Below are 21,069 nucleotides of genomic sequence, written 5' to 3'. Positions count from 1 at the left end.
TCGGGGGCGGGCTGGTTGTGGTGGGTGTCGGTGTGACTCAGTGTCCCCGGGCCTCACCTAATATTGCCGTCGCGGATTTCCGTTTGGCTGGAGCCGCGTCGCGCCACTCGCCGAGAGGCGACCTGCACACCGACACCAGCGCCGCCCCCGACCCCACCGGCCGGGGGCGGCGCTGTCCGTACCTGCCGGTCAGGGCGGTGGCGGCACAATGCTCGGGTGACTCAGCCCTGGTCCGAACAGCCCGATGTCCTCGTACTGCCGAGTGGCGCGAGCGTGCGCGGACGCCGCGTCGCTGCGACCGCCTCGCCCGCCGACTTCGCCCTGCTGTTGGCTCCCGGCCCGGAGCCGACCTGGGCGCATCGGCGGATCCGGTGGCCCGACTTCTGGGTGCCGCTCGATCGGGCCGATGCGCTCGACGCCCTGCGGGAGGCGCTGCGGCGCGCGCACGACGGTGAGCGCGTCGAGGTGGCCTGCCGAGGTGGGGTGGGGCGCACCGGTACCGCCCTGGCCGCGCTGGCGATCCTCGACGGCCTGCCGGCCGAACGGGCGGTGCCGTGGGTGCGAGCGGGCTACCACCCGAAGGCGGTGGAAACCCCCTGGCAGCGACGCTGGCTCCGCCGCGTCGCCTGACCACCTCGCGCCGAGCGCCGGGGGAGAACTGCGCCGCCCGGCCGCCCGTTCCGGCCGTTATCCCTGGGGCGTCGATGCCGGCTGGTTGACGTACTCGCGCAGGTGGGTGGCGGTGAGGGTGTCGCCGTGGGCGACCAGGTCGGCTGGCGTGCCGGTGAAGACGATCCGGCCGCCGTCGTGTCCGGCACCGGGGCCGAGGTCGATGAGCCAGTCCGCGTGGGCCATTACCGCCTGGTGGTGCTCGATGACGATGACCGTGTTGCCGGCGTCGACCATCCGGTCGAGCAGGGCCAGAAGTTGGTCCACGTCGGCCAGGTGCAGGCCGGTGGTGGGCTCGTCCAGCACGTACGTGCTGGTCTTCTCGGCAAGGTGGATGGCGAGCTTGAGTCGTTGCCGCTCCCCGCCGGACAGGGTGGTCAGCGGCTGACCGAGGCTGAGGTAGCCCAACCCGACGTCGACCAGCCGGCCGAGGATGAGGTGCGCCGACCCGCTGGGGAAGAAGGCGTACGCGTCGGTGACCGACATGGCCAGCACCTCGCTGATGTTCTTGCCGCGCAGCGTGTAGGTGAGCACCTCGTCGGTGAAGCGTCGTCCTTCGCAGCGTTCGCAGACGCTGGCCACGCCGGCCATCATCGCCAGGTCCGTGTAGATGAGTCCGATGCCCTTGCAGGCTGGGCAGGCGCCCTCGGAGTTGGCGCTGAACAGGGCCGCCTTGACCCCGTTGGCCTTGGCGAAGGCGGTGCGGATCGGGTCGAGCAGCCCGCTGTAGGTGGCCGGGTTGCTGCGCCGTGATCCGCGGATGGGGGACTGGTCCACGATCACCACTCCGGAGCGGCGACGCAGTGACCCGTGGATCAGCGAACTCTTGCCGGAGCCGGCGACGCCGGTGACCACGGTGAGGATGCCGAGCGGGATGTCGACGTCGACGTTGCGCAGGTTGTGTAGGTCGGCCTGGCGGATGGCGAGGTGGCCGGTGGGTGGGCGTACGTGGTCGCGCAGGGTCACCCGGTGGTCGAGGTGCCGGCCGGTGAGCGTGTCGGAGCGGCGCAGGTCGGGCACGTCGCCGGTGAAGCAGATCCGGCCCCCGTCGGCGCCGGCGCCCGGGCCGAGGTCGACGACGTGGTCGGCGATGGCGATGGTTTCCGGTTTGTGTTCGACCACCAGCACGGTGTTGCCCTTGTCGCGTAGCCGCAGCAGCAGGTCGTTCATCCGGGCGATGTCGTGCGGGTGCAGGCCGACGGTGGGTTCGTCGAAGACGTACGTGACGTCGGAGAGGCTGGAGCCGAGGTGCCGGACCATCTTGACCCGCTGCGCCTCGCCGCCGGACAGGGTGGCCGACTCGCGGTCCAGGCTGAGGTAGCCCAGCCCGATCTCGACGAGGGAGTCGAGCAGGTCCCGCAGGTTGGCGATCAGGGGTGCCACCGCCGGGTCGTCGACGGCTTGGACGAACGTGGCCAGGTCGCTGATCTGCATCGCCGAGCAGTCCGCGATGTTTCGTCCGGCGATGCGGGAGGACCGGGCTGCCGCGTTGAGGCGGGTGCCGTCGCAGTCCGGGCAGGTGGTGAACGTGACCGCCCGGTCGACGAAGGCGCGGATGTGTGCCTGCATCGACTCGCGGTCCTTGGTGAGGTAGAGCCGCTTGACCTTGACGGCCAAGCCTTCGTACGTCCAGTTGTTGCTACCCATTTTGATCTTCGTGGCCGGCTTGTGGAGGAAGTCCTCCCACTGCGTGGGCGTGTAGTCCTGGAGTTTGACGTCGGGGTCGAACAGGCCGGAGCCGACGATGGTCTGCCAGTACCAGGAGTCGACCGCGAAGTTGGGCACGGTGATCGCGCCGTCGTTGAGGGAGCGTTCGACGTCGACCAGTTCGTTGACGTCGAGGTCGGAGACCCGGCCCAGCCCTTCGCAGGTCGGGCACATGCCCTCGGGCAGGTTGAAGCTGAACGCCCCGGCGCCGCCGATCGACGGTTGGCCGAGCCGGCTGAAGAGGATCCGCAGCATGGCGGACGCGTCGGTGGCGGTGCCGACGGTGGAGCGGGAGTTGACGCCCATCCGTTCCTGGTCGACGACGATGGCGGCGCTGAGGTTGCGCAGCGAGTCGACGTCCGGCCGGTTGAGGTTCGGCATGAACGACTGGAGGAAGGCGCTGTAGGTCTCGTTGATCATGCGCTGTGACTCGGCGGCGATGGTGCCGAAGACCAGCGACGACTTGCCGGAGCCGGAGACGCCGGTGAAGACGGTCAACCGGCGTTTGGGGATGTCGACCGAGACGCTGGCGAGGTTGTTCTCCCGCGCTCCGCGTACCTCGATCATGTCGTGGCTGTCGGCGGCGGACCCTGCTGGCTGCGACATGCGAACCCTTCACGAGATCGTGGCGGGGTAAACCCCCGCCGAGCACCTGACGCATTACATTGTCTCATTCATCCCCATGTAAAGACTTTCGCCGAGATACCAGAGCACACCGCAGCGAAATAGCAGGGGAAGTCTCAAATCACATGACAACCGGTACGGTTGCCGGCGTGGACGTCGGGACGAAGAACCGCCTGCGCGCCGTGGACCTGGCCGCCACCGTCGGGATCTCCGTGCAGCAGGTGCGTAACTACGTCGAGCAGGGCGTGCTGCCACCGGTGCGGCGCACCGCGAGCGGCTACCGGATCTTCACGACCGAGCACTCCCGGGCGCTCACCGTGGCGCGCCGGCTCGCCGAGGGGCACGGCTGGGGTCGTACCCGGGAGATCATGGCGGCGGTGCACCGGGGCGACCTGCCGGCGGCGCTCGCGGCGCTCGACGGCGGCCATGCCGAACTGGACCGGGAGCGCGCCGACATCCGCCGGGTGCTCGGCGCCTTCGAGACCGTGCTGGCCGCCGCCCCGGCGGCCCGGCCCGCGCCGCGCCGGGGCGCCCGCATCGGCGAGGTCGCCGCACTGGTCGGGGTCCGGACCTCACAGCTGCGGCTGTGGGAGGCGCGCGAGCTGCTGCGCCCGACCCGCGCGCCGGGCACCAACTACCGGGTGTACGACGAGGCCGAGTTGCGCGCCGCGCAGGTCGTCGCGCTGCTGCGCCGGGGCGCGTACCCGTTCGAGATCATCGAGGCGGTGCTGGGCGAGTTGCGGACCACCGGCAGCGCCCAGCGGGTCCGCGCCGAGCTTGCCCGCCGTGAGCAGGACCTGCACGCGCGCAGCCTGCGCCGGCTGCGGGGAAGCGCCGCGCTGCACGACTACCTGCACGAGCGAGCCCATCCGGTCCCGCCGGGCGATCTTGTTGACTAGGGTCGGGCTCATGAGAGCTGCGCTGCTGGCGGCCACGACGTCCGCCGTCCTGCTCGCTCCCGCGCTGGTCGCCGCGACCCCGGGCGCCACCGCGACCGTGCGGTGCCCGCGCAGCGGATGGTCGGCGGCGCCGGACTGGCCACCGAGGGGCTGGTCGTGCCGGCCGGCGCCGGTGCGCCACCGGCGGTCAGCGCCACCTCGTGGCTGGTTGCCGACCTGGACAGCGGCCAGGTGCTCGGCGGTTGCGGCCCGCACGAGTACGGCACCCCGGCCAGCGTGCAGAAGCTCCTGTTGGCGGCCACGATGATGCCCCGGCTGGACCCGAAGCAGACGGTCACCGTCACCGACGAGGACATGAACATCGAGCCCGGCTCCTCCGCCGTCGGTCTCGTCGCGGGTGGCCGGTACACCATCGAGACCATCTGGCTCGGGTTGCTGCTCAACTCCGGCAACGAGGCCGCCAACGCGCTGGCGCGACTGGGCAGCGGGACGGACAGCGCCGCCGCCGGCGTACGCGCGATGAACGAGCAGGCCCACCGGCTCGGCGCGCTCCAGACGCATGCGGTGACCCCGTCCGGGCTCGACGGCAAGGGGCAGTTCACCAGCGCGTACGACCTGGCGTTGATCGCGCGGGCCTGCTTCGCGCAGCCGGCCTTCCGTCGGTACGCGCTCACCGAGGAGGCGCGGATCCCGGTCCAGCCGGCGCAGCGGACCAAGGGGTTCCAGATCCAGAACGAGAACCAGCTCATCTACCGGTACCCGGGTGCGCTCGGCGGCAAGACCGGCTTCACCGATCTGGCCCGGCACACCTACGTCGGCGCGGCCGAACGCGGCGGACGGCGGCTGGTGGTGACCCTGCTGGGCGCGGAGTCGGCGCCCAAGCGCGGCTGGGAGCAGGGTGCGGCGCTGCTGGACTGGGGGTTCACGCTGCCCCGCGACGCCGCTGTCGGTCGTCTCGTTGAGCCGGGGGAGGTGAACGCCACCCCGTCGGCCGCGCCGTCGGCGCTGGCGGCACCCGGGGTGGCTCGACCGGCGGCGGCCAGCGGGCCCGGGCATTCCGGCTCGGGGTGGCTCTGGTCGGTGACGGCGATCAGCGGCGCCGGAGTGCTGGTGCTGCTGGGCGGGCTGCTGTGGCGGCGGCGCCGCCGGCTGCCCTGACGCATCGACAACCGGCCCCGGCGTCCATAGACTCCGGTCTTTCTGGCACCACGAGTCCAGGAGGATCCCTGTGCCGAGTGAACTCCCACCGCGCCCCGGGACGGCGGCACCCCGCCGACCGGTACGCGCCCTGACCCGCCTCGCGGGAGTGACGCTGCTCGCCGGCGCGCTGGTCGCCGGCATCGCCGCCGCCGCGCCTGCTGCCGCGCCCGCACCGGCTGCCGCGCCCGCTGCGTCCGCCGACGCCGCCACCCGCCCGCCGCGCACCACCCACGGCCCGTGCGCGTACACCGAGACGCCCGACGAGCCGGCGGCCCGGCCGCTGCCGCTGCCGCCCGACCCGCGGCGTACCCCGGCCCGCGGCAACGTCCGGGTGACCCTGTCGACCAACCACGGGCCGATCGGGTTGACCCTGGACCGGGAGGCCGCGCCGTGCACCGTGCAGAGCTTCCTGCACCTGGTCGCCAAGCGCTTCTACGACCGGACCCCGTGCCACCGGCTCACCGCGTACCCGACGCTGAGCGTGCTGCAGTGCGGTGACCCGTCCGGCACCGGCGAGGGTGGCCCGGGCTACCGGTACCGCGACGAGCTGCCGACCGACCTGCCGCCCGCGCCCACCGACCCGACCGGAGAGCGCCGGGTCTACGCCCGGGGCGTGCTGGCCATGGCCAACGCCGGGCCGGACACCAACGGCAGCCAGTTCTTCCTGGTGTACGCCAACTCGGCGCTGCGCCCGAACTACACGATCTTCGGCGAGGTCGACGCGGCCGGGCTGGCCACCCTGGACCGGATCGCGGCCGGGGGAGTGGCGCCGACGGCCGAGGACCCGGCCCCGGTCGACGGGGCACCGGCGTTGCCGGTGGAGATCCGGCGGGCGGTCCGTTCGCACCACCGCTGACCGTTCGGCGCGCGGTGGGCGGCCCGGGGCCGCTCACCACGCCGACCGGCTGCCGGTGGAACTTTCGGGAGCCGATCCGGAACGGCGTGACCGGCGTCCGAGGCGGTTCCACCCGTCACGACGAGGCGGGTGACCCGGTCGGCGGCGCGGCGGTGCTGTCCCGGACGACCAACTCGGTGGCCAGTTCCACCCGGGGCGAGTCGATGCCCTCGCCCTGGGCCAGCCGCAGCACGGTCCGGGCGGCCAGTCGGCCCATCTCGACCAATGGCTGGCGCACGGTGGTCAGCGGCGGCGACGCCCAGCGTGCCTCCGGCAGGTCGTCGAAGCCCACCACGCTGACGTCGTCCGGAACCCGCAGGCCGCGCCGCCGGATGGCCTCGTAGACGCCGAAGGCCATCTGGTCGCTGGCCGCGAAGATGCCGGTCGGTGGGTCGTCGAGATCGAGCAGCGCCGTGCCGCCGGAGAACCCGGAGGCGTGGTAGAAGTCGCCCGGGTAGACCAGCTTGTCGTCGATGGGGATGCCCGCCGCCTCCAGCCCGGCCCGGTACCCGTCGAGGCGGGCGCGGCTGCACAGCAGGTGCGTCGGCCCGGCCACGAACCCGATGCGCCGGTGCCCGATCGAGAGCAGGTGCTCGGTCGCGGCGAGCCCGCCGGACCAGTTGGTGGCACCGATCGTGGGCACGTCCATGGCGGGTACGCCGGCCGGGTCGACGACCACGACCGGCACGTTGAGGCGGCGCAGTTGCGCGTGCAGCGGCGGGCTCAGGTGTGAGGTCACGAAGATGACGCCGTCGGTGGCGCGGGTGCGCAGGTTCTGCAACCACTGCCGAGCGGCGGTCGGCTGCCGGTGGATCGCGGAGACCACGGTGCCGACGCCGGCGCCGTGCCCGACGTCCTCGACGCCCCGGATGATCTCCACGGCCCAGGGGCTGTCCAGGTCGTTGAAGACCAGGTCGACGAGGCCGGCGCGGCGGACGCTGCGGCTGCTGCGCCGCCGGTAGCCGTGGTGGCGCAGCAGTTCCTCGACCCGTTCCCGGGTGTCCGGGGCCACATCGGAGCGTCCATTGAGCACGCGCGAGACGGTCGGCACCGACACGCCCGCCTCCCGTGCGATCGCGGTGATGGTCACCCTGCGTCCGTCGTCCGCGCCCACCCGCGTCTCCTTCACCGGTCCGGAAGCGACCGCAAGCCGTCGCCACCGTGTGTCCCGGAACGGCGTGCACCGTTCCTCGCGCCATCTTGCCTCACCGGCAGGGGTTGACGACATGCCAGGTCGGTTCTAGCGTTCGCCGAAGTTGCGGAAGGTTTCCGGACATATTTCGGCCCCGTTTCGCCGCACCGGCCCGCCGGTCGGCTGTCCGACGCAGCGTCGAAAGGACGTCACGTGTACACCGACCTTGCCGAGGAGCAGTTGCGCGGGTATCGCAGCGCGGTGCGCGATCCCGGGGACTTCGACCAGTTCTGGGCCGCGACGCTGACCGAGGCGCGCGACGCCGGCTGGCCGGTGCGGACCGAGCCGGTGGCGACCGGGCTGGCCGGCATCGACGTCCTCGACGTGACCTTCGCGGGCTTCGCCGGCCAGCCGGTGCGGGCCTGGCTGCGCCTGCCGCGCGGGGCCAGCGCGGCGTTGCCGACCGTCGTCCAGTACGCCGGCTACGGCGGCGGGCGCGGGCACCCGCTGGAGAACCTGCTCTGGGCGTCGGCCGGGTTCGCGCACCTGCAGATGGACACCCGGGGTCAAGGGTCGGGCTGGAGCCGGGGCGACACCCCGGACCCCGGCGCGGCCGGCCCCGAGGCGCCCGGGGTGGCCACCCGGGGCATCGCCGACCCGCGCACGTACTACTACCGCCGGCTGATCACCGACGGCGTGCGGGCCGTGGACGCCGTCCGGTCCCTGCCGATGGTCGACCCGACCCGGGTGGCGGTGCTCGGGCACAGCCAGGGCGGCGGGCTGGCGCTCGCGGCCGGTGCTCTGGCACCCGGCCTGCGGGCGGTGGTCGCGTTCGTGCCGTTCCTCTGCGACATTCCGCGCGCGGTGGTGACCACCGACGCCCGCCCGTACCGGGAGATCCGCGACTACCTGGCGGTCCACCGCCACGCCGAGGAGCGGGTGCTGACCACCCTGGCGTATGTCGACGGGGTCAACTTCGCGCGGCGTTGCCGCCGGCCGACCCGGTTCTCGGTGGCGTTGATGGACGACATCGTGCCGCCGTCGACGGTGTACGCGGCCGTCAACGCCCACGCGGGACCGACCGAGTTGTCGGTGTGGCGGTACAACGGTCACGAGGCCGGCGGGATCGACGACGACGAGGCGGCGCTGCTCTTCCTGCGGGAGCACCTCCTCGACGGCTGATCCGGCGTGCGGCCCGGCCAGGGCTGATAGACAGGACTGGTGCGTTCCCGCATCGGCGTCGTGCTCGTGCTCGGCGCGCTGCTCGGCGGTTGCTCGCGACCCGAGCCCCGTCCCGCGCCGGCCGTGCCACCACCGACCCCGGTGAGCCCCACGCCCGCGTCGACGCCCGCCGAGCGGCTACCCGGGTTCGTGGTGCTGACCGACGTCGACCCGCGTATCCACGCCGACATCCGCTACGCCACCCCGCACAACTTCGTCGGCCGCCCGATCACCGGCTACCCGGAGCCGCTGTGCCTGCTCACCCGGCAGGCGGCCGAGGCGCTGCGCCGCGTGCAGGGCGCCGCGCTGGCCGGTGGGCACAGCCTCAAGGTGTACGACTGTTATCGCCCGCAGCCGGCCGTGGACGACTTCGTCGCCTGGTCCAAACGACCCGGCGAGCAGCAGACCAAGGCCGAGTTCTACCCGGACGTGGCGAAGGACCGGCTCTTCGCCGACGGCTACATCGGGGCGCCGACGGCGCACAGCCGGGGCAGCACCATGGATCTGACCCTGGTCGACGAGCCGGCCGCCGGCCAGCCGCCGTACCGCCCGGGGCAGCCGCTGGTCGCCTGCACCAGGCCGCGCGGGCAGCGTTTCGCCGACAACAGCATCGACATGGGCACCGGCTTCGACTGTTTCGACTCCCGCGCGCACACCGCCGACCCCCGCGTCACCGGTACGCCACGGGACAACCGGCGGTTGCTGCTGCGGCTGATGACCGACGCCGGGTTCGTCAACTACGACCGCGAGTGGTGGCACTACAGCCTCCGCGACGAGCCGTACCCGGACACGTTCTTCGCCGCGCCGGTGGCCCGCTCGTCGGTCGGCTGAGCATCAGGTCCAGTAGAGCTGAGCATCAGGTCCAGTAGAGGATGCGGCACGCCGGCACCCGCGCGGCCAGCTCGGTCTGGAACCAGCCGCGCAGCTCGGCCATCGTGTCGCGGGGGTAGACGTACTTCACCGCGCCGAACCTGCCGTGCTTGCGGCTGCGCGACTCCTCGTCCATCTCCAGCCGGGTGCGCGGGTACCAGCCGAGCAGCACCTCCTTGCTGCCCGGCGTGAACCGGTGGGTGATCAGCTCGGCGGTCAGGTCCAGTTCCGGCACCCCGTCGACGGCCGCGGCGACCTGGTCGAGCAGCTCGCCGTAGCGTTCCCGCCAGTCGGGCAGGGCGATGATCGGTGCGATGGTCAGCCCGACCGGATAGCCGTCGAGTGCGAGTCGGCGCAGCGCGGCCAGCCGGTCCGGTACGCGGGCGGTGCCGCCCTCGAACCGTTCGCTGACCGGTGCGCAGTTGACGCTGAGCCGGACCCGGGTCCGGCCGGCGTGCGGCAGCCCGACGAAGCTGTCCACGTCGGCGTACTTGGTGGTCCAGCGCAACTGCACGGGCGCGTCCCAGGCGGCGAAGTGCTGCACCGCGCGCCGCCAACTGCCGGTCAGGTGCTCCAACGCGAGGGGGTCGGTGTAGCAGGACGCCTCGAACGTGGTGCCCTCGTCGGCGCGTCGCGCGTTGCGGCTGGTCACCGTCCCGCGTCCGGCGTACGCGGCGAGCCCGGCGAGGATGTCGTCGAGGTCCGCGTACACCCGGGTCACCGGCGGGCCGGAGAGCGAACCGGCGAGATAGCAGTACTGGCAGTGCGCCGGGCAGCCCTCGGCCAGGTCGACCCGCCAGTCTGCGCTGGGCGCGATGGGTTGCAGGGCGCGCCGCGAGGGTGGGCTCACCACGATCGCCATGGTCGCCTTGGCCCGGGCGTACGTCTCCCGGTCGGTCTGCCCGCGTACCCCGGTGAGCCGGTTGGACCGTAGGTGTTCCACCTCGATGCCCTGCGCCTGCACGCGGTCGATGATCCGCCGACCGTGGGGGTGCTCCAGCGCGGCCGGCGTGATCACCACCCGGCCCGGAGTCCAGCGGCGCGCCGGCCGGGTTGCGGGCGCGAGCCCGGCCAGGTCGCGGATCGGCACCCGCTCGCCGCTGGCGTCGTGCGGTGCGGCGGGCACGTCCACGGCGAGCGGCTGGTCGACGTCGACGGCGTCCGGGCTGGTCATCCGGGCGGGGTACCCGTCACCGCAGGAATCCCACCCGATCCGGCGACCCACGATTGACGCCACCCGACGACAAAGCATAACCTTTCATCTATCTGTAAACCTTGTAAACAGATGCTCATCGACGCGGCGGCGCGCGTCCCCACCGAAGGGACGATCAGGTGATCGCAGAACTCTCCTCCCGTACCAGAAGGATCCTGTCGCTGTTCGTCGCCCTCGTCGTCGCGCTGAGCGTCGGCGTCGCCGTCAACGCCTCGCGACCGGCGCAGGCCGCGCCGACGTTCAAGGTCCTGGCCTTCTACAACGGCACCTGGGATCCCGCGCACATCGACTTCGTCCGCGACGCCCGCGCCTGGTTCCCGCAGGCCGCCGCCCAGTACGGCTTCTCCTGGGAGGCCACCACCAACTGGAGCCTGCTGAACACCGCCAACCTGGCCCAGTACAAGGTCATCATGTTCCTCGACGACGCGCCGCCCACCGCGCAGCGCGCCGCGTTCCAGCAGTACATGCAGAACGGCGGGGGATGGTTCGGCTTCCACGTCAGCGCGTGGACCGACAACCCGTCGAGCTGGAGCTGGTACTACAACACCTTCCTCGGCAGCGGCTCGTTCCAGACCAACACCTGGTCGCCGACCCGGGTCACGATGCGCGCCGACAACCGCACCCACGCCGCCACCCGGAACCTCCCGGCGACGTTCCCGTCGTCGATCAGCGAGTGGTACTCCTGGAGCAACGACCTGCGGCAGAACCCCAACATCGACATCCTGGCCTCGGTCGACGCGTCCAGCTTCCCGGTCGGCACCGACCCCAGCCAGTCCTGGTACGGCGGCTACTACCCGCTGGTCTGGAGCAACCGGCAGTACAAGATGCTGTACGCCAACTTCGGCCACAACGCGATGAACTACAGCACCAACACCGGGCTGTCGTCCACGTTCGACAGTGAGCAGCAGAACCGCCTGCTCATCGACGGGCTGCACTGGCTCGCCGGTGCCAGCACCGTCCCCCCGACGACGCCCCCGCCGAGCGACGGCCCGATCTCGCCGACCGCCTGGCACACCGTGGTCAACAAGGGCAGCGGCAAGTGCGTGGACGCGCGGGCCGCCGGCAGCGCGAACGGCACCGCCATCCAGCAGTACACCTGCAACAGCAGCGCCGCCCAGCAGTACCAACTCGTCCCGACCAGCGGCGGCTACCTGCGGGTCAACAACCGCACCAACAGCGCCCAGGTGCTCGACGTGACCGACCGGTCGACCGCCGACGAGGCACCCATCCAGCTCTGGTCCTACAGCGGCGGCAACAACCAGCAGTGGCGGGCAGAATCCGAAGGCGGCGGCTACTACCGGCTGGTCAACCGCAACAGCGGCAAGTGCCTCGACGTGCCCGGCGCGTCCACGGCCGACAGCGTCCAGCTCATCCAGTACGCCTGCAACGGCACCGCCGCCCAGTCCTTCCGGCTGGTGGCGCAGCCATAGACGCCGAATTCGTCCCCGACGATCGGGGCTTCGACCCGCCCTGAGACGGCTGCTACGACACCTGAGCCGCGCGACCGAACCGGGCGGCGACATCGCTCAGCACGGCGCGCAGCTCAGGTGGGTCGAGCAACCCGGGATCGGATCCGGTCGGCTCGGAGCGGCTGCCCGCAGTCGTGCGACGGGTGCGCACGTTTCGAGATGCAGCCCGAGCGCACACAGTGACATTATCGCCGCGCGCAGTAATCAACACGTCAATCGACCCGGGGAGAGATCGATGACGCAAACGCCAGTCACCGCCACCCGAAACCCGTCGCGCGTCCTGGTGGACGGGCGACCGCACCGCAACGGCGTCATCATCGCGGCCAGCGTGGCGGCCGGGGTCCTGCTGTCGGTGCTGTGGTCCTTCGAGTTCGTCGACTCGGTCATCGGTGACACCGTCGCGAGCGGGATCCTCGGTCACGACGCGAAGGCGACGGCGATCTCCGGTACCGCCGCGGGCCTGCTGTTCGCGTTCGTGTCCGGCCTCGCCGGCACGTTCACCGCGTGCAACATCGCGATGCTCGCGTCCATCGGGCCGCTCGGCGCGGCCGGCAGCGGCAGCGGCGACCGGCTCCGGCTGCTGCTGCGGCCGGTCGGCTACCTCACCCTGGGAATGGTCTCCGTCGCCGCGGTGTACGGGTTCATCGGGGTCCTGCTGGGCGACCGGCTGCCGCAGTTGTCGACCGACACGGCCGGCGGAGTGCCGGTGCGCATCATCCAGTCGTCGGTGGTGTTCGGCATCATCGGGCTGGCCCTCATCTACCTCGGGCTGGCCGCGATCCGGACGGTGCCGGACGTGTTCGCCGACCGGCCGGTCGCGCGGGTGGTGACCCTCGGCGCGCTCATCGGCGGGTTCCTCATCGGCCGGCCGTACCCGCTGTTCAACAAGCTGTTCCACTGGGCGGTCGACAGCGGCAACCCGCTGTACGGCTCGGCCGCGTTCGTGTTGCAGTCGCTCGGCAACATCGTCGTGGTCACCGCGCTGTTCGCGCTCCTGGTCGTGGTGACGCGCGGCCGGTTCATCAGCTGGCTCGCCGCCGACGTGCGACGCAGCATGGTGCTCAGCGGCGCACTGCTCATCGGTCTGGGTGTCTTCACCGTCGTCTACTGGGATGTCCGGGTGCCCGCCATCTTCGGCTTCGGCTGGTTCCCCACCATGTTCTACAACCACTGACGGCCACCGGCGCCCGTGAAGAGTGCACGTTCAAAGATGACCCGGGTACGGCGAATCCCCGATGCTTGTCGATATGACTGACGCGGGGGATCCGAATCGTTGGGGCCTGGCCAACACGGCACTGCGGACGGCCGCCGATCGCTTCGGCGATCTGGTGGCCGCCGCGCCGTCGCCGAATGTCATGGCGACCGCCGACTGGACCGTGGCCGACACCGTCGCGCACGTGGTGTCGATCGCGGTGCTGTACGTGTCGAGACTGCAGGGCACCGAGGTCGTCATCCGCGTGCCGGGCCTGGAGGACATGCTGGCCGTCACGAACGTCGACACGGTGGCCGACGTCAACAGCCACGTGCTCGCCCACTTCACCGAACGCGACCCGGGGGTCCTGCTGTCGCAGCTGAACACCGCGGTCGACACCCTCCTGGCCACGACCGCGGATCCGCGGTCCACGGTGAGTTGGCTGGGCAACTCGCGGGTGACCGTCGGCGGTCTGTTCGCCCACCTGACCAACGAGTTGCTCGTGCACGGCTGGGACATCGCGCGGGCGCTGCGCCGACCGTGGCCGATGCCGGACGCGCACGCCGCGCTCTACTGGGACCTGTTCATGTACGACATGCTGCGCGACTCGTACGGGGTGTTGCTCAACACCGAACTGCCGATGCCCCGTCACCCCGTGTCGGTGCAGTTCCGATCGCGGTACACGCCGACCACCACACTGACGCTGGGCGACCGACGGGTGTGGATCGCGCCGCCCGACGGTCCGTTCGACGCACGCGTGACGTTCCGCCCCGCCCGGTTCAACCTGATGATGTTCGGCCGGATCAGCACCGCGCAGGCGGTGCTGCGACGCGACGTCGTCGTCGGCGGGCCGCGGCCGTGGCGGCTGCCCGCGTTCCTCCGGGTCGTGCACATGCCGAACGGCAGGCTCGCGCCGCCGCCGGCGCGACGGCGGGCCTGATCCCGCCGACGGGCGGCGGGAGCGCCCGGTAGCGGGCGGTCGCCGATATCCATTGCGGACGCGCCACCGTCCTCCTACTCTCGTCGGTGCAAGGTCAACCACAAGCACCCCCGGGGGAGTACGCCGTGTCGCAGCGCGTCCGCACCAACGCCACACGGTGTCTGCCGTGTGCCGGTGCCCCGCTGCTCACCGGCACCCGATACCGGCACTGCCCAGAGCAGGGGCTGTTGCCGGGGTGGCGCGACTGACGCCGACGCTCACGCGTCCGCGCGCCGCCCACCCCACCGGGGATCGGGCGGCTTCTTCGTATCCACCCCTTCTCCCGCCGCGCCACCGCTCGGCAACGCATGATCTTTATCGGTCACCGTTCGACGGTGACATCGGCACGACATCAGGAGACCACGATGGGATTCACCCCTCTCGCCGGCACCCGGGCGCCGGTGCGGGTCTGGACCGACCCGTACGCCATCGAGCCGCAGGCCGCCCGGCAGCTGCGCAACATCGGCGCGCTGCCCTGGGTGCAGGGCGTCGCCGTCATGCCGGACGTGCACTTCGGCAAGGGCGCCACGGTCGGCTCGGTCATCGCCATGCGTCAGGCCGTCTCGCCGGCCGCGGTCGGCGTCGACATCGGCTGCGGAATGTCGGCGGTACGCACCTCGCTGACCGCCGCCGACCTGCCCGACGACCTGGCCGCGCTGCGGTCCGCGATCGAGGCCACCATCCCGGTCGGGTTCGCCCAGCGGCAGGACTCGGTCGACACGCGTCGGATCCGTGGCCTGGAGCAGGCCGGCTGGGACGACTTCTGGAGCCGGTTCGCCGGCCTGGACCGGCGGGTGGCGCAGCTGGAGACGCGGGCGCGCCGGCAGCTCGGCACCCTCGGCGGGGGCAACCACTTCATCGAGGTCTGCCTGGAGGAGGGCAGCGCCGACGAGGGCCGGGTGTGGCTGATGCTGCACTCGGGGTCGCGCAACATCGGCAAGGAACTGGCCGAGCGGCACATCGGGGTGGCCCGCAGGCTGCCGCACAACGCCGACCTGCCCGACCGGGACCTGGCGGTGTTCCTCACCGGCACGCCGGAGATGGACGCCTACCGGCGGGACCTGTGGTGGGCGCAGGAGTACGCGCGGCGCAACCGGGCGGTCATGCTGGCCCTGCTGTGCGGTGTGGTGCGCGAGCACTTCCCGCAGGTCGGCTACGACGAGCCGATCTCCTGCCACCACAACTACGTCTCCGAGGAGAGCTACGACGGGGTGGACGTGCTGGTCACCCGCAAGGGCGCGATCCGGGCCGGCCGGGGCGACCTGGGCATCATCCCCGGGTCGATGGGCACCGGGTCGTACATCGTGCGGGGTCGGGGTAACCCGGACGCGTACTGCTCGGCATCGCACGGGGCGGGGCGGCGGATGTCGCGGGCGCAGGCCAAGCGGACGTTCAGCACGGACGATCTGGCCGCGCAGACCGCCGGAGTGGAGTGCCGCAAGGACGCCGGGGTGGTCGACGAGATCCCCGGCGCGTACAAGGACATCACCGAGGTGATGGCCCAGCAGGAGGACCTGGTGGAGGTGGTGGCGCACCTCAAGCAGGTGGTCTGCGTGAAGGGCTGAACCACCGTGCGGGCCGGGTCACCGGCCCGCACGGCGGTACGGCGATGTTCAGAAGCCGACGAAGACCCGGCGCAGGTCGTCCAGGGTCACCGGCCCGGTCACCCGCACCCCGTCCGGGGTGTACGCCGGACCGAGCCGGCCCACCGCGAGGCGCAGCCACGCCTCGGCCGGCGCGGTCAGCTCACCGTCGGGCTGCTCGGGCGCGTCGACCAGCTCGATCGTCTCGCCCAGCCGCAGCCCGTACGTCCGCTCCGGCTCGCTCAGGCGCAGCAGCAGCGTGGCCTGCCGGCCGGCCAGCTCCTGCGGCCGGCTGGTCCAGCCCAGCATGCCGCCGATCTGGTCCAGCAGCAGCGACACGGCCAGCGGCGTCACCGCCGCGAACGGGTTGACGGCGACCTCCACGTCCCACTGGTGCAGGGCGAACTCGCTGAGCCGGAACCGGCCGGCGGTGGCGACGTCCACGGGCTCGGGGAGGAACCCGAGGTCGATCCGCAGCGACGCCCGGGTGTCGGCGTCCAACGCCTCGTACGCCTCGACGAGCCGCTCGTTAGCGGCGAGGAACCCGGCGGCGTGCTCGGCCGGGGGCATCGCGTCCCAGCGCTGCCAGACGCCGCGGTTGAAGTCGCCGTCCGGGCCGGGCGCGCCGGTGCGGGCCGCGGTCAGCGCCGCGAGGTTGATCTCCGCGCCGCTGCCCAGGTGGCTGAGCACCTGGGACACCTGCCACTCGCTGGCCCCCGAGGGGCGGAGCAGGTCGTCTTCCTTGAGGTCCCGCACGAGCGCGGCGAGCTCCTCGTGGCCCGCGCGCAGAGCGGTGATGATCTGGTCGGCAGGGGTGGACATAGGTCTCCTCAAACGGACTTTCGACGATGGTCGGGACGCTACCCGACGCGGCCGCCGACCGGTCCACCCCACGCTCGGGGCGGTCCGGCCGGCGGCCGCGTCGGTCGGCTCAGCCCATGTGCACGGTGTTGCCGGTCGGGATGTCCTCCTTGCGGACCTTGACCAGGACCAGCGTGGCCAACCCGGCGAGCACGATCAGGGCCGCACCCCAGGCGAACGCCACGCGGTACCCGTGCACCAGCGCCTCGACCTGGTTGACCGGGTTCGGCACCCGACCGACCAGGTACGCGGCGACCGCGCTGGTGTAGAAGGTGTTCAGCAGCGCGGTGCCCAACGAGCCGCCGATCTGCTGGGTGGCGTTGAGCGTCGCGCTGGCCGCGCCGGCGTCGTGCTCCGGCACCCCCACCAGCGCGAGGCTGGACAGCGGCACGAAGGTGAAGCCCAGACCCATGCCGAGGACGACCTGGGCGGGCAGCAGCAGGGTGAGGAACGAGGTGTCCACGTCGATCTGGGTCAGCACCAGCATGGCCCCGGCGGCGAGCACGGCACCGCCGACCATCAGCGGCTTGGCGCCCACCCGCGGCATCAGCTGGCTGGCGCCGCCCGCCGCGATCAGCACGCCGGCGGTGACCGGCAGCGACGCGAGCCCGGCCTCCAGCGGCTTGTACTGCAACACCACCTGGAAGTAGAAGGTCAGGAAGAGGAACGCGCCGAACAGGCCGGCTCCGATGAGCGTCGACGCGAGGTACGCCCCACCCCGGTTGCGGTCCAGGATGATCCGCAGCGGCAGCAGCGGGTGGTTGGAGCGCAGCTCGATCACCACGAAGGCGGCGAGCAGCAGCACACCGGCGGCGATGAAACCGAGGGTCGCGGTGGCGTCCCAGCCGTCCTCGGCGGCCTTGGTGAAGCCGTACACCAGGGAGACCAGGCCGGCGGTGACCACGATCGCGCCGGGCACGTCGTAGCGGGTGTTGCCGTGCGCCCGGCTCTCCGGCACCAGCGGGATCGCGAAGGCGATGGCGATGGCGGCGACGGGGATGTTGACCAGCAGGCACCAGCGCCAGTCGGCGTACTCGGTGAGCACCCCGCCGAGCAGCAGGCCGACCGCCGACCCGCCGCCGGCGATGGCGCCGTACACGGCGAACGCCTTGGCCCGCTCGGCCGCCTCGGTGAACAGGACGGTGAGCAGCGCGAGCGCGGCCGGGGCGAGCAGCGCGCCGAAGGCGCCCTGCAACGCGCGGGCGGCGAAGAGCATCTGGCCGCTGGTGGCCAGACCGCCGAGCGCGGAGGCCAGCGCGAAGCCGGTCATGCCGACCAGGAAGGTGCGCTTGCGACCCCAGTAGTCGGCGATCCGGCCGCCGAGCAGCAGCAAGCCACCGAAGGCCAGCGTGTAGGCGGTGATCACCCACTGCCGGTTCGCGTCGGTGATCCCCAGATCGGCCTGGGCCTGCGGCAGTGCGATGTTCACGATGGTGGCGTCCAGGACCACCATGAGCTGGGAGATCGCGATGACCCCCAGCGCGATCCAGCGCCGCGGGTGCGGCGCGCCTGTCGACGTCCCGGCGCCGGGTGCGCCGGGAGCGGTCGAGGTGGTTCCGGGCATGGTGAAGCCTTCCGTGTTGCGTGCGTAGATGGATCAGGCCTGGGACGGGCGGTCGGCGGGGTAGCGGAGCACCGGTATCAGCACCTGGTCGACGACCTGGGTGAGGAACGCGTCATCGGCGGGCAGGCCGTGCGCGACGATGCGGGACATGGTGAGCGCGGGCGCCAGATCGTGGAACATCTCCCGTTCGCCGGCCTCGGGGGGGATCTCCCCCCGGGCGGCGGCGCGGACCAGGATGGCGGTGCTGGCCACCCGCCCGGCGGGCAGCACCTGGTGACGGACCAGGCGCTCCAGCTCGGGATTGGTCCGCATGGCGAAGGTCAACGCCTGCATCAGGTCGCAGTCGGCGACGCAGATCGCGACGGTTGCCCGCAGCAACTCGATCAGGTCGCCGCGCAGGGAACCGGTGTCGGGCGGGTTGTGCACCCCGACGTGCCGGTCGCGCAGGGCGGCGACGACCAGCTCGGCCTTGCCGTCCCAGCGCCGGTAGATGGTCGCCTTGCTGACGTGGGCGCGGGCGGCGACGGCGTCGATCGTCATCCGGTCGAAGCCGACCTCGCGCAGCAGGTCGATGACCACGGCGAACAGGTCGCCGTCGGAGCACCGCGCGCCCCGGGCCGCCGGAACACCGGCACCCGCGCCCACCTGCTGACCACCCAGCATCCCCGAACCCCCGCGAAACGATGTCGTACTGACCCTAGTGCGGTGGTCAGCGTCCGTGCAGGTTTTTATGACTTCCGTCGCACCGGGTAGACGAAACGATTACGTTTCTCCCCGGCGTCCGGCAGATGAACGCGGTGGTCAGGGTCCCGGCGCCAGCACCACCGGCACGGCCACCGTGTTGATCCGGGAGCCGTCGCGCGCGGACACCTCGTACACCTCGACGGTCCCGCGCTGCTCCCGGGTCGTGCGCCAGCCCACCACCACCCGGTACCCGCCCCGGCAGCCGGAGCCGCAGCCGGCCGTGCCGAAACCGGACGCGACCTCCCGGCCGGCGGCGTCGAGCGCCCGGACGCTGACGGTGGCCTCGAACACGTCGGCGGTGCCGGTCACGGTGAGCGGGGCGGACACCCGGTCGCCGGGTACCGGGCCGGTGACCACGATCGGCGGCAGCAGATCGGTGTACGAGGCGCGGCCGAGGGGTGCCCCGCCGTCGAAGCGGACCTGCCGCACGGTCGGGAACTGGGTGACCGTCCCGCCGGCGAGCAGGCCGGCGGAGACCCCGGCGACCAGCACGAACGCGATGGTCAGCCGGCGCCGCAGCCGGCCCGGGGGCACCGCGCGTCCGGCCATCGCCGACCCTCCCGTCAGCCCGTGGACAGCTTGTAACCGGCACCGCGCACGGTCTGCACCAACCGTGGGTGCGCCCGGTCGTCCTCGACCTTCGCGCGGAGCCGCTGGACCGCCACGTCGACCAGCCGGGAGTCGCCGAGAAAGCCGTGGTTCCAGACCAGGTCCAGCAGCAGCTCCCGGGTGAAGACCTGGCCGGGTCGGCGGGCCAGCTCCAGCAACAGGCGGAACTCGGTGGCCGTCAGCTCGGGCAGGTCGAAGGGCTTACGCAGGTAGTCGTCCGCGCCGCACTCCAGCCCGACCACCACGTCGAGCGTGTCGGTGCGCGCGGTGAGCATCAGGATCGGCACCTGGCTGGTGCGCCGGATCTCCCGGCAGACCTGCAGGCCGTCCAGCCCGGGAAGCATGACGTCGAGCACGATCACGTCGACCGGGCGGGCGCGCCAGGCCACCAGCGCCTGCCGCCCGTCGACGGCGGTGTCGACCCGGAAGCCGGCGCGGCGCAGACCGAGGGCGGTCACCTCCCGGATGGAGGCATCGTCCTCGACCACCAGCACGCGGCCCTCCACCACCCGAGCGTAGACCCGATGTCGTGGCCCTTCGCCTGGCGGAACGGTCGGTGTCGGAGGTCCGGCCGGATCTCCGACACCGCCGTGGTCACTCCTGCCACCGGTGGGCCACGTCGAGCACGATCCGGCTGTGCGTGCCCGGACCGGCGAGCACGAGCACGCGGAACGGCAGCCGCGCCCGCACGCCGACCGCGAAGGTGCTGTAGCCCTCGAAGCTGCCGCCGAAGACGACGTCGCGCAGCGTCGGGTAGCGCAGTAGGTTCGCGGCGTGCGCGCCGACCGCGTAGGGCACGGTGCCCTGGTGGCTTTCGTCGTACGCCGGTGCCCGCAGGGAGACCCGCAGCACGGCGCCTCCGGCGGTGTACGGCGACAGCGCCAACCCTTCGCCCTCGGTGAACGTCTCGCCGTAGCCGACCGAGTAGCCGTCGACCGGGCCGGCGAACTCGAACACCACGCGGTCGTGGCAGTCGTGCCGGCCGGTCCGTACGTCGACCAGCGGGGCGCCGCTCAGTGCGCCGGCCGTCCGATCGGTGCTGCCCCAGGTGATGCCGCAGTACGGCGGTGCGGTGGTGGTGCTCGCCGCGGCGCCGCTACCCGAGCCGGCGACCAGGCCGGCGAGTACGACCGCGAGCGCCGTCAGTGCGCTTCTGATCCTCATGGTGGTGTCTCCGTCCACTGTGCGGAGCCACGTCGCGGCGGCGTTGCCGGTGGCCCTCGACCTCGACCGTGGTCGCGCCTCGGAACGGCCACTTCGCTGCGGCGTAACAGGCACGTAACAGCGGAAGAGGATCCGCGCCACCCGGTCTCCTGCCGCACCGCGTGATCCGGCTCGGCCGAGGCGTCGCGGGTGAAGTCGCTGTTCGCCGGCACTCTGGCCGCGCCGAGGTGTCACCCATGCGTTACCGCACTGCGGTACCGTGCGGGGCACATCGACACCTCCGAGGTGGACTCATGCCTGCTGTCGTCGCCCTCGTGCTGACCCTCGCCCTCGCCCCCGCGCCGTCCCCGTCGAGCACCTCGGGGCCGGTCGGCGAACTCCTCGGGGGCGTCGGGCAGATCGTCGACGACCTGCTCGGTGGTGGTGCGGCGCCGAGCACCTCACCGACACCGGCCCCCAGCGTGGCCCCCACCC

At 72.1% G+C, this 21,069-nt stretch carries 19 protein-coding genes and 1 pseudogene; 11 read left to right on the top strand and 9 right to left on the bottom strand.

The window, feature by feature from the left end:
- The first annotated feature begins 216 nt into the window (after positions 1-216).
- A complete protein-coding gene (locus F8271_RS19515; protein WP_151491199.1) occupies positions 217-630 on the top strand; it encodes a protein-tyrosine phosphatase family protein in 414 nt (137 codons plus the stop codon).
- Between the two features lie 57 nt (positions 631-687).
- On the opposite strand, the gene F8271_RS19510 is transcribed toward F8271_RS19515, so the two are convergent.
- Positions 688-2,982, bottom strand: coding sequence for an excinuclease ABC subunit UvrA (locus F8271_RS19510; protein ID WP_151491198.1), 2,295 nt, complete (start codon positions 2,980-2,982; stop codon positions 688-690).
- Between the two features lie 167 nt (positions 2,983-3,149).
- Between F8271_RS19510 and F8271_RS19505 the strand changes: the two genes are divergently transcribed.
- From F8271_RS19505 to F8271_RS19495, 3 genes and pseudogenes are all read left to right on the top strand, one after another.
- The gene (locus tag F8271_RS19505; protein WP_225854631.1) at positions 3,150-3,899 is read left to right on the top strand and encodes a MerR family transcriptional regulator; all 750 of its coding nucleotides are present in this window, start codon (positions 3,150-3,152) and stop codon (positions 3,897-3,899) included.
- Between the two features lie 32 nt (positions 3,900-3,931).
- Positions 3,932-5,057, top strand: a pseudogene (locus tag F8271_RS19500) (D-alanyl-D-alanine carboxypeptidase family protein); the annotation flags it as partial.
- A gap of 70 nt (positions 5,058-5,127) precedes the next feature.
- A complete protein-coding gene (locus F8271_RS19495; protein WP_225854629.1) occupies positions 5,128-5,955 on the top strand; it encodes a peptidylprolyl isomerase in 828 nt (275 codons plus the stop codon).
- Between the two features lie 115 nt (positions 5,956-6,070).
- Here F8271_RS19495 and F8271_RS19490 read toward each other — a convergent pair whose 3' ends face one another.
- On the bottom strand, positions 6,071-7,108 hold the full coding sequence (locus F8271_RS19490; RefSeq protein ID WP_151491196.1) for a LacI family DNA-binding transcriptional regulator: 1,038 nt from the start codon (positions 7,106-7,108) through the stop codon (positions 6,071-6,073).
- A gap of 231 nt (positions 7,109-7,339) precedes the next feature.
- Here F8271_RS19490 and F8271_RS19485 point away from each other — a divergent pair, with 231 nt between their 5' ends.
- Both F8271_RS19485 and F8271_RS19480 read left to right on the top strand, forming a co-directional pair.
- Positions 7,340-8,308, top strand: coding sequence for an acetylxylan esterase (locus F8271_RS19485; RefSeq protein ID WP_151491195.1), 969 nt, complete (start codon positions 7,340-7,342; stop codon positions 8,306-8,308).
- 39 nt (positions 8,309-8,347) lie between these two features.
- The gene (locus F8271_RS19480; RefSeq protein ID WP_225854628.1) at positions 8,348-9,178 is read left to right on the top strand and encodes a M15 family metallopeptidase; all 831 of its coding nucleotides are present in this window, start codon (positions 8,348-8,350) and stop codon (positions 9,176-9,178) included.
- A 25-nt stretch (positions 9,179-9,203) separates the two neighbouring features.
- Here the strand turns inward: F8271_RS19480 and F8271_RS19475 are convergent, their stop codons facing one another.
- The gene (locus tag F8271_RS19475) at positions 9,204-10,391 is read right to left on the bottom strand and encodes a spore photoproduct lyase family protein (RefSeq protein ID WP_192580362.1); all 1,188 of its coding nucleotides are present in this window, start codon (positions 10,389-10,391) and stop codon (positions 9,204-9,206) included.
- A gap of 158 nt (positions 10,392-10,549) precedes the next feature.
- On the opposite strand from F8271_RS19475, the gene F8271_RS19470 reads away from it, so the two are divergent.
- The 4 genes from F8271_RS19470 (at position 10,550) to F8271_RS19455 (ending at position 15,635) form a co-directional block, all read left to right on the top strand.
- Positions 10,550-11,860 (top strand): RICIN domain-containing protein, encoded by a 1,311-nt coding sequence (locus F8271_RS19470; RefSeq protein WP_225854627.1) that lies wholly within the window; start codon positions 10,550-10,552, stop codon positions 11,858-11,860.
- Positions 11,861-12,134: 274 nt separating this feature from the next.
- Positions 12,135-13,073 carry a hypothetical protein gene (locus F8271_RS19465; RefSeq protein ID WP_151491194.1) on the top strand — a complete coding sequence of 313 codons (939 nt, stop codon included), beginning with the start codon at positions 12,135-12,137 and terminating at the stop codon, positions 13,071-13,073.
- 73 nt (positions 13,074-13,146) lie between these two features.
- Positions 13,147-14,031, top strand: a complete 885-nt coding sequence (locus tag F8271_RS19460) for a maleylpyruvate isomerase N-terminal domain-containing protein (protein ID WP_151491193.1) — start codon at positions 13,147-13,149, stop codon at positions 14,029-14,031.
- A gap of 404 nt (positions 14,032-14,435) precedes the next feature.
- A complete protein-coding gene (locus tag F8271_RS19455; RefSeq protein ID WP_151491192.1) occupies positions 14,436-15,635 on the top strand; it encodes an RtcB family protein in 1,200 nt (399 codons plus the stop codon).
- A gap of 48 nt (positions 15,636-15,683) precedes the next feature.
- Here F8271_RS19455 and F8271_RS19450 read toward each other — a convergent pair whose 3' ends face one another.
- The 6 genes from F8271_RS19450 to F8271_RS19425 all read right to left on the bottom strand — a co-directional run bounded on the left by F8271_RS19450 (position 15,684) and on the right by F8271_RS19425 (position 20,595).
- Positions 15,684-16,475 carry a maleylpyruvate isomerase family mycothiol-dependent enzyme gene (locus F8271_RS19450; protein ID WP_151491191.1) on the bottom strand — a complete coding sequence of 264 codons (792 nt, stop codon included), beginning with the start codon at positions 16,473-16,475 and terminating at the stop codon, positions 15,684-15,686.
- 109 nt (positions 16,476-16,584) lie between these two features.
- The gene (locus F8271_RS19445; RefSeq protein ID WP_151491190.1) at positions 16,585-18,078 is read right to left on the bottom strand and encodes an MFS transporter; all 1,494 of its coding nucleotides are present in this window, start codon (positions 18,076-18,078) and stop codon (positions 16,585-16,587) included.
- A 33-nt stretch (positions 18,079-18,111) separates the two neighbouring features.
- Positions 18,112-18,741 (bottom strand): TetR/AcrR family transcriptional regulator, encoded by a 630-nt coding sequence (locus tag F8271_RS19440; protein ID WP_151491189.1) that lies wholly within the window; start codon positions 18,739-18,741, stop codon positions 18,112-18,114.
- Between the two features lie 138 nt (positions 18,742-18,879).
- Positions 18,880-19,371 (bottom strand): Gmad2 immunoglobulin-like domain-containing protein, encoded by a 492-nt coding sequence (locus F8271_RS19435; RefSeq protein WP_151491188.1) that lies wholly within the window; start codon positions 19,369-19,371, stop codon positions 18,880-18,882.
- A gap of 14 nt (positions 19,372-19,385) precedes the next feature.
- The gene (locus tag F8271_RS19430) at positions 19,386-19,937 is read right to left on the bottom strand and encodes a response regulator transcription factor (RefSeq protein ID WP_151491187.1); all 552 of its coding nucleotides are present in this window, start codon (positions 19,935-19,937) and stop codon (positions 19,386-19,388) included.
- Between the two features lie 88 nt (positions 19,938-20,025).
- Positions 20,026-20,595: a hypothetical protein gene (locus F8271_RS19425; RefSeq protein WP_151491186.1), complete on the bottom strand. Its 570-nt coding sequence runs from the start codon at positions 20,593-20,595 to the stop codon at positions 20,026-20,028.
- A 293-nt stretch (positions 20,596-20,888) separates the two neighbouring features.
- Here F8271_RS19425 and F8271_RS19420 point away from each other — a divergent pair.
- Positions 20,889-21,069, top strand: a 181-nt coding sequence (locus F8271_RS19420; protein WP_225854626.1) for a hypothetical protein, incomplete at its 3' end; no start/stop codon positions are given.

Origin of the sequence: Micromonospora sp. ALFpr18c, from assembly GCF_008868155.1 — a bacterium.
In the GTDB taxonomy this organism is placed as follows: Bacteria; Actinomycetota; Actinomycetes; order Mycobacteriales; family Micromonosporaceae; genus Micromonospora.
The sequence above is the reverse complement of the archived record's forward strand: the minus strand, read 5'-3'. Positions and strand labels throughout refer to the sequence as shown.

What these genes read in the sequence shown, in the direction of transcription:
- F8271_RS19475 (WP_192580362.1), bottom strand. Translation starts at nt 10,391, where the DNA reads ATGACCAGCCCGGACGCCGTCGACGTCGACCAGCCGCTCGCCGTGGAC.
- F8271_RS19445 (WP_151491190.1), bottom strand. Translation starts at nt 18,078, where the DNA reads ATGCCCGGAACCACCTCGACCGCTCCCGGCGCACCCGGCGCCGGGACG.
- F8271_RS19435 (WP_151491188.1), bottom strand. Translation starts at nt 19,371, where the DNA reads ATGGCCGGACGCGCGGTGCCCCCGGGCCGGCTGCGGCGCCGGCTGACC.
- F8271_RS19425 (WP_151491186.1), bottom strand. Translation starts at nt 20,595, where the DNA reads ATGAGGATCAGAAGCGCACTGACGGCGCTCGCGGTCGTACTCGCCGGC.
- F8271_RS19465 (WP_151491194.1), top strand. Translation starts at nt 12,135, where the DNA reads ATGACGCAAACGCCAGTCACCGCCACCCGAAACCCGTCGCGCGTCCTG.
- F8271_RS19460 (WP_151491193.1), top strand. Translation starts at nt 13,147, where the DNA reads ATGACTGACGCGGGGGATCCGAATCGTTGGGGCCTGGCCAACACGGCA.
- F8271_RS19455 (WP_151491192.1), top strand. Translation starts at nt 14,436, where the DNA reads ATGGGATTCACCCCTCTCGCCGGCACCCGGGCGCCGGTGCGGGTCTGG.
- F8271_RS19450 (WP_151491191.1), bottom strand. Translation starts at nt 16,475, where the DNA reads ATGTCCACCCCTGCCGACCAGATCATCACCGCTCTGCGCGCGGGCCAC.
- F8271_RS19440 (WP_151491189.1), bottom strand. Translation starts at nt 18,741, where the DNA reads ATGCTGGGTGGTCAGCAGGTGGGCGCGGGTGCCGGTGTTCCGGCGGCC.
- F8271_RS19510 (WP_151491198.1), bottom strand. Translation starts at nt 2,982, where the DNA reads ATGTCGCAGCCAGCAGGGTCCGCCGCCGACAGCCACGACATGATCGAG.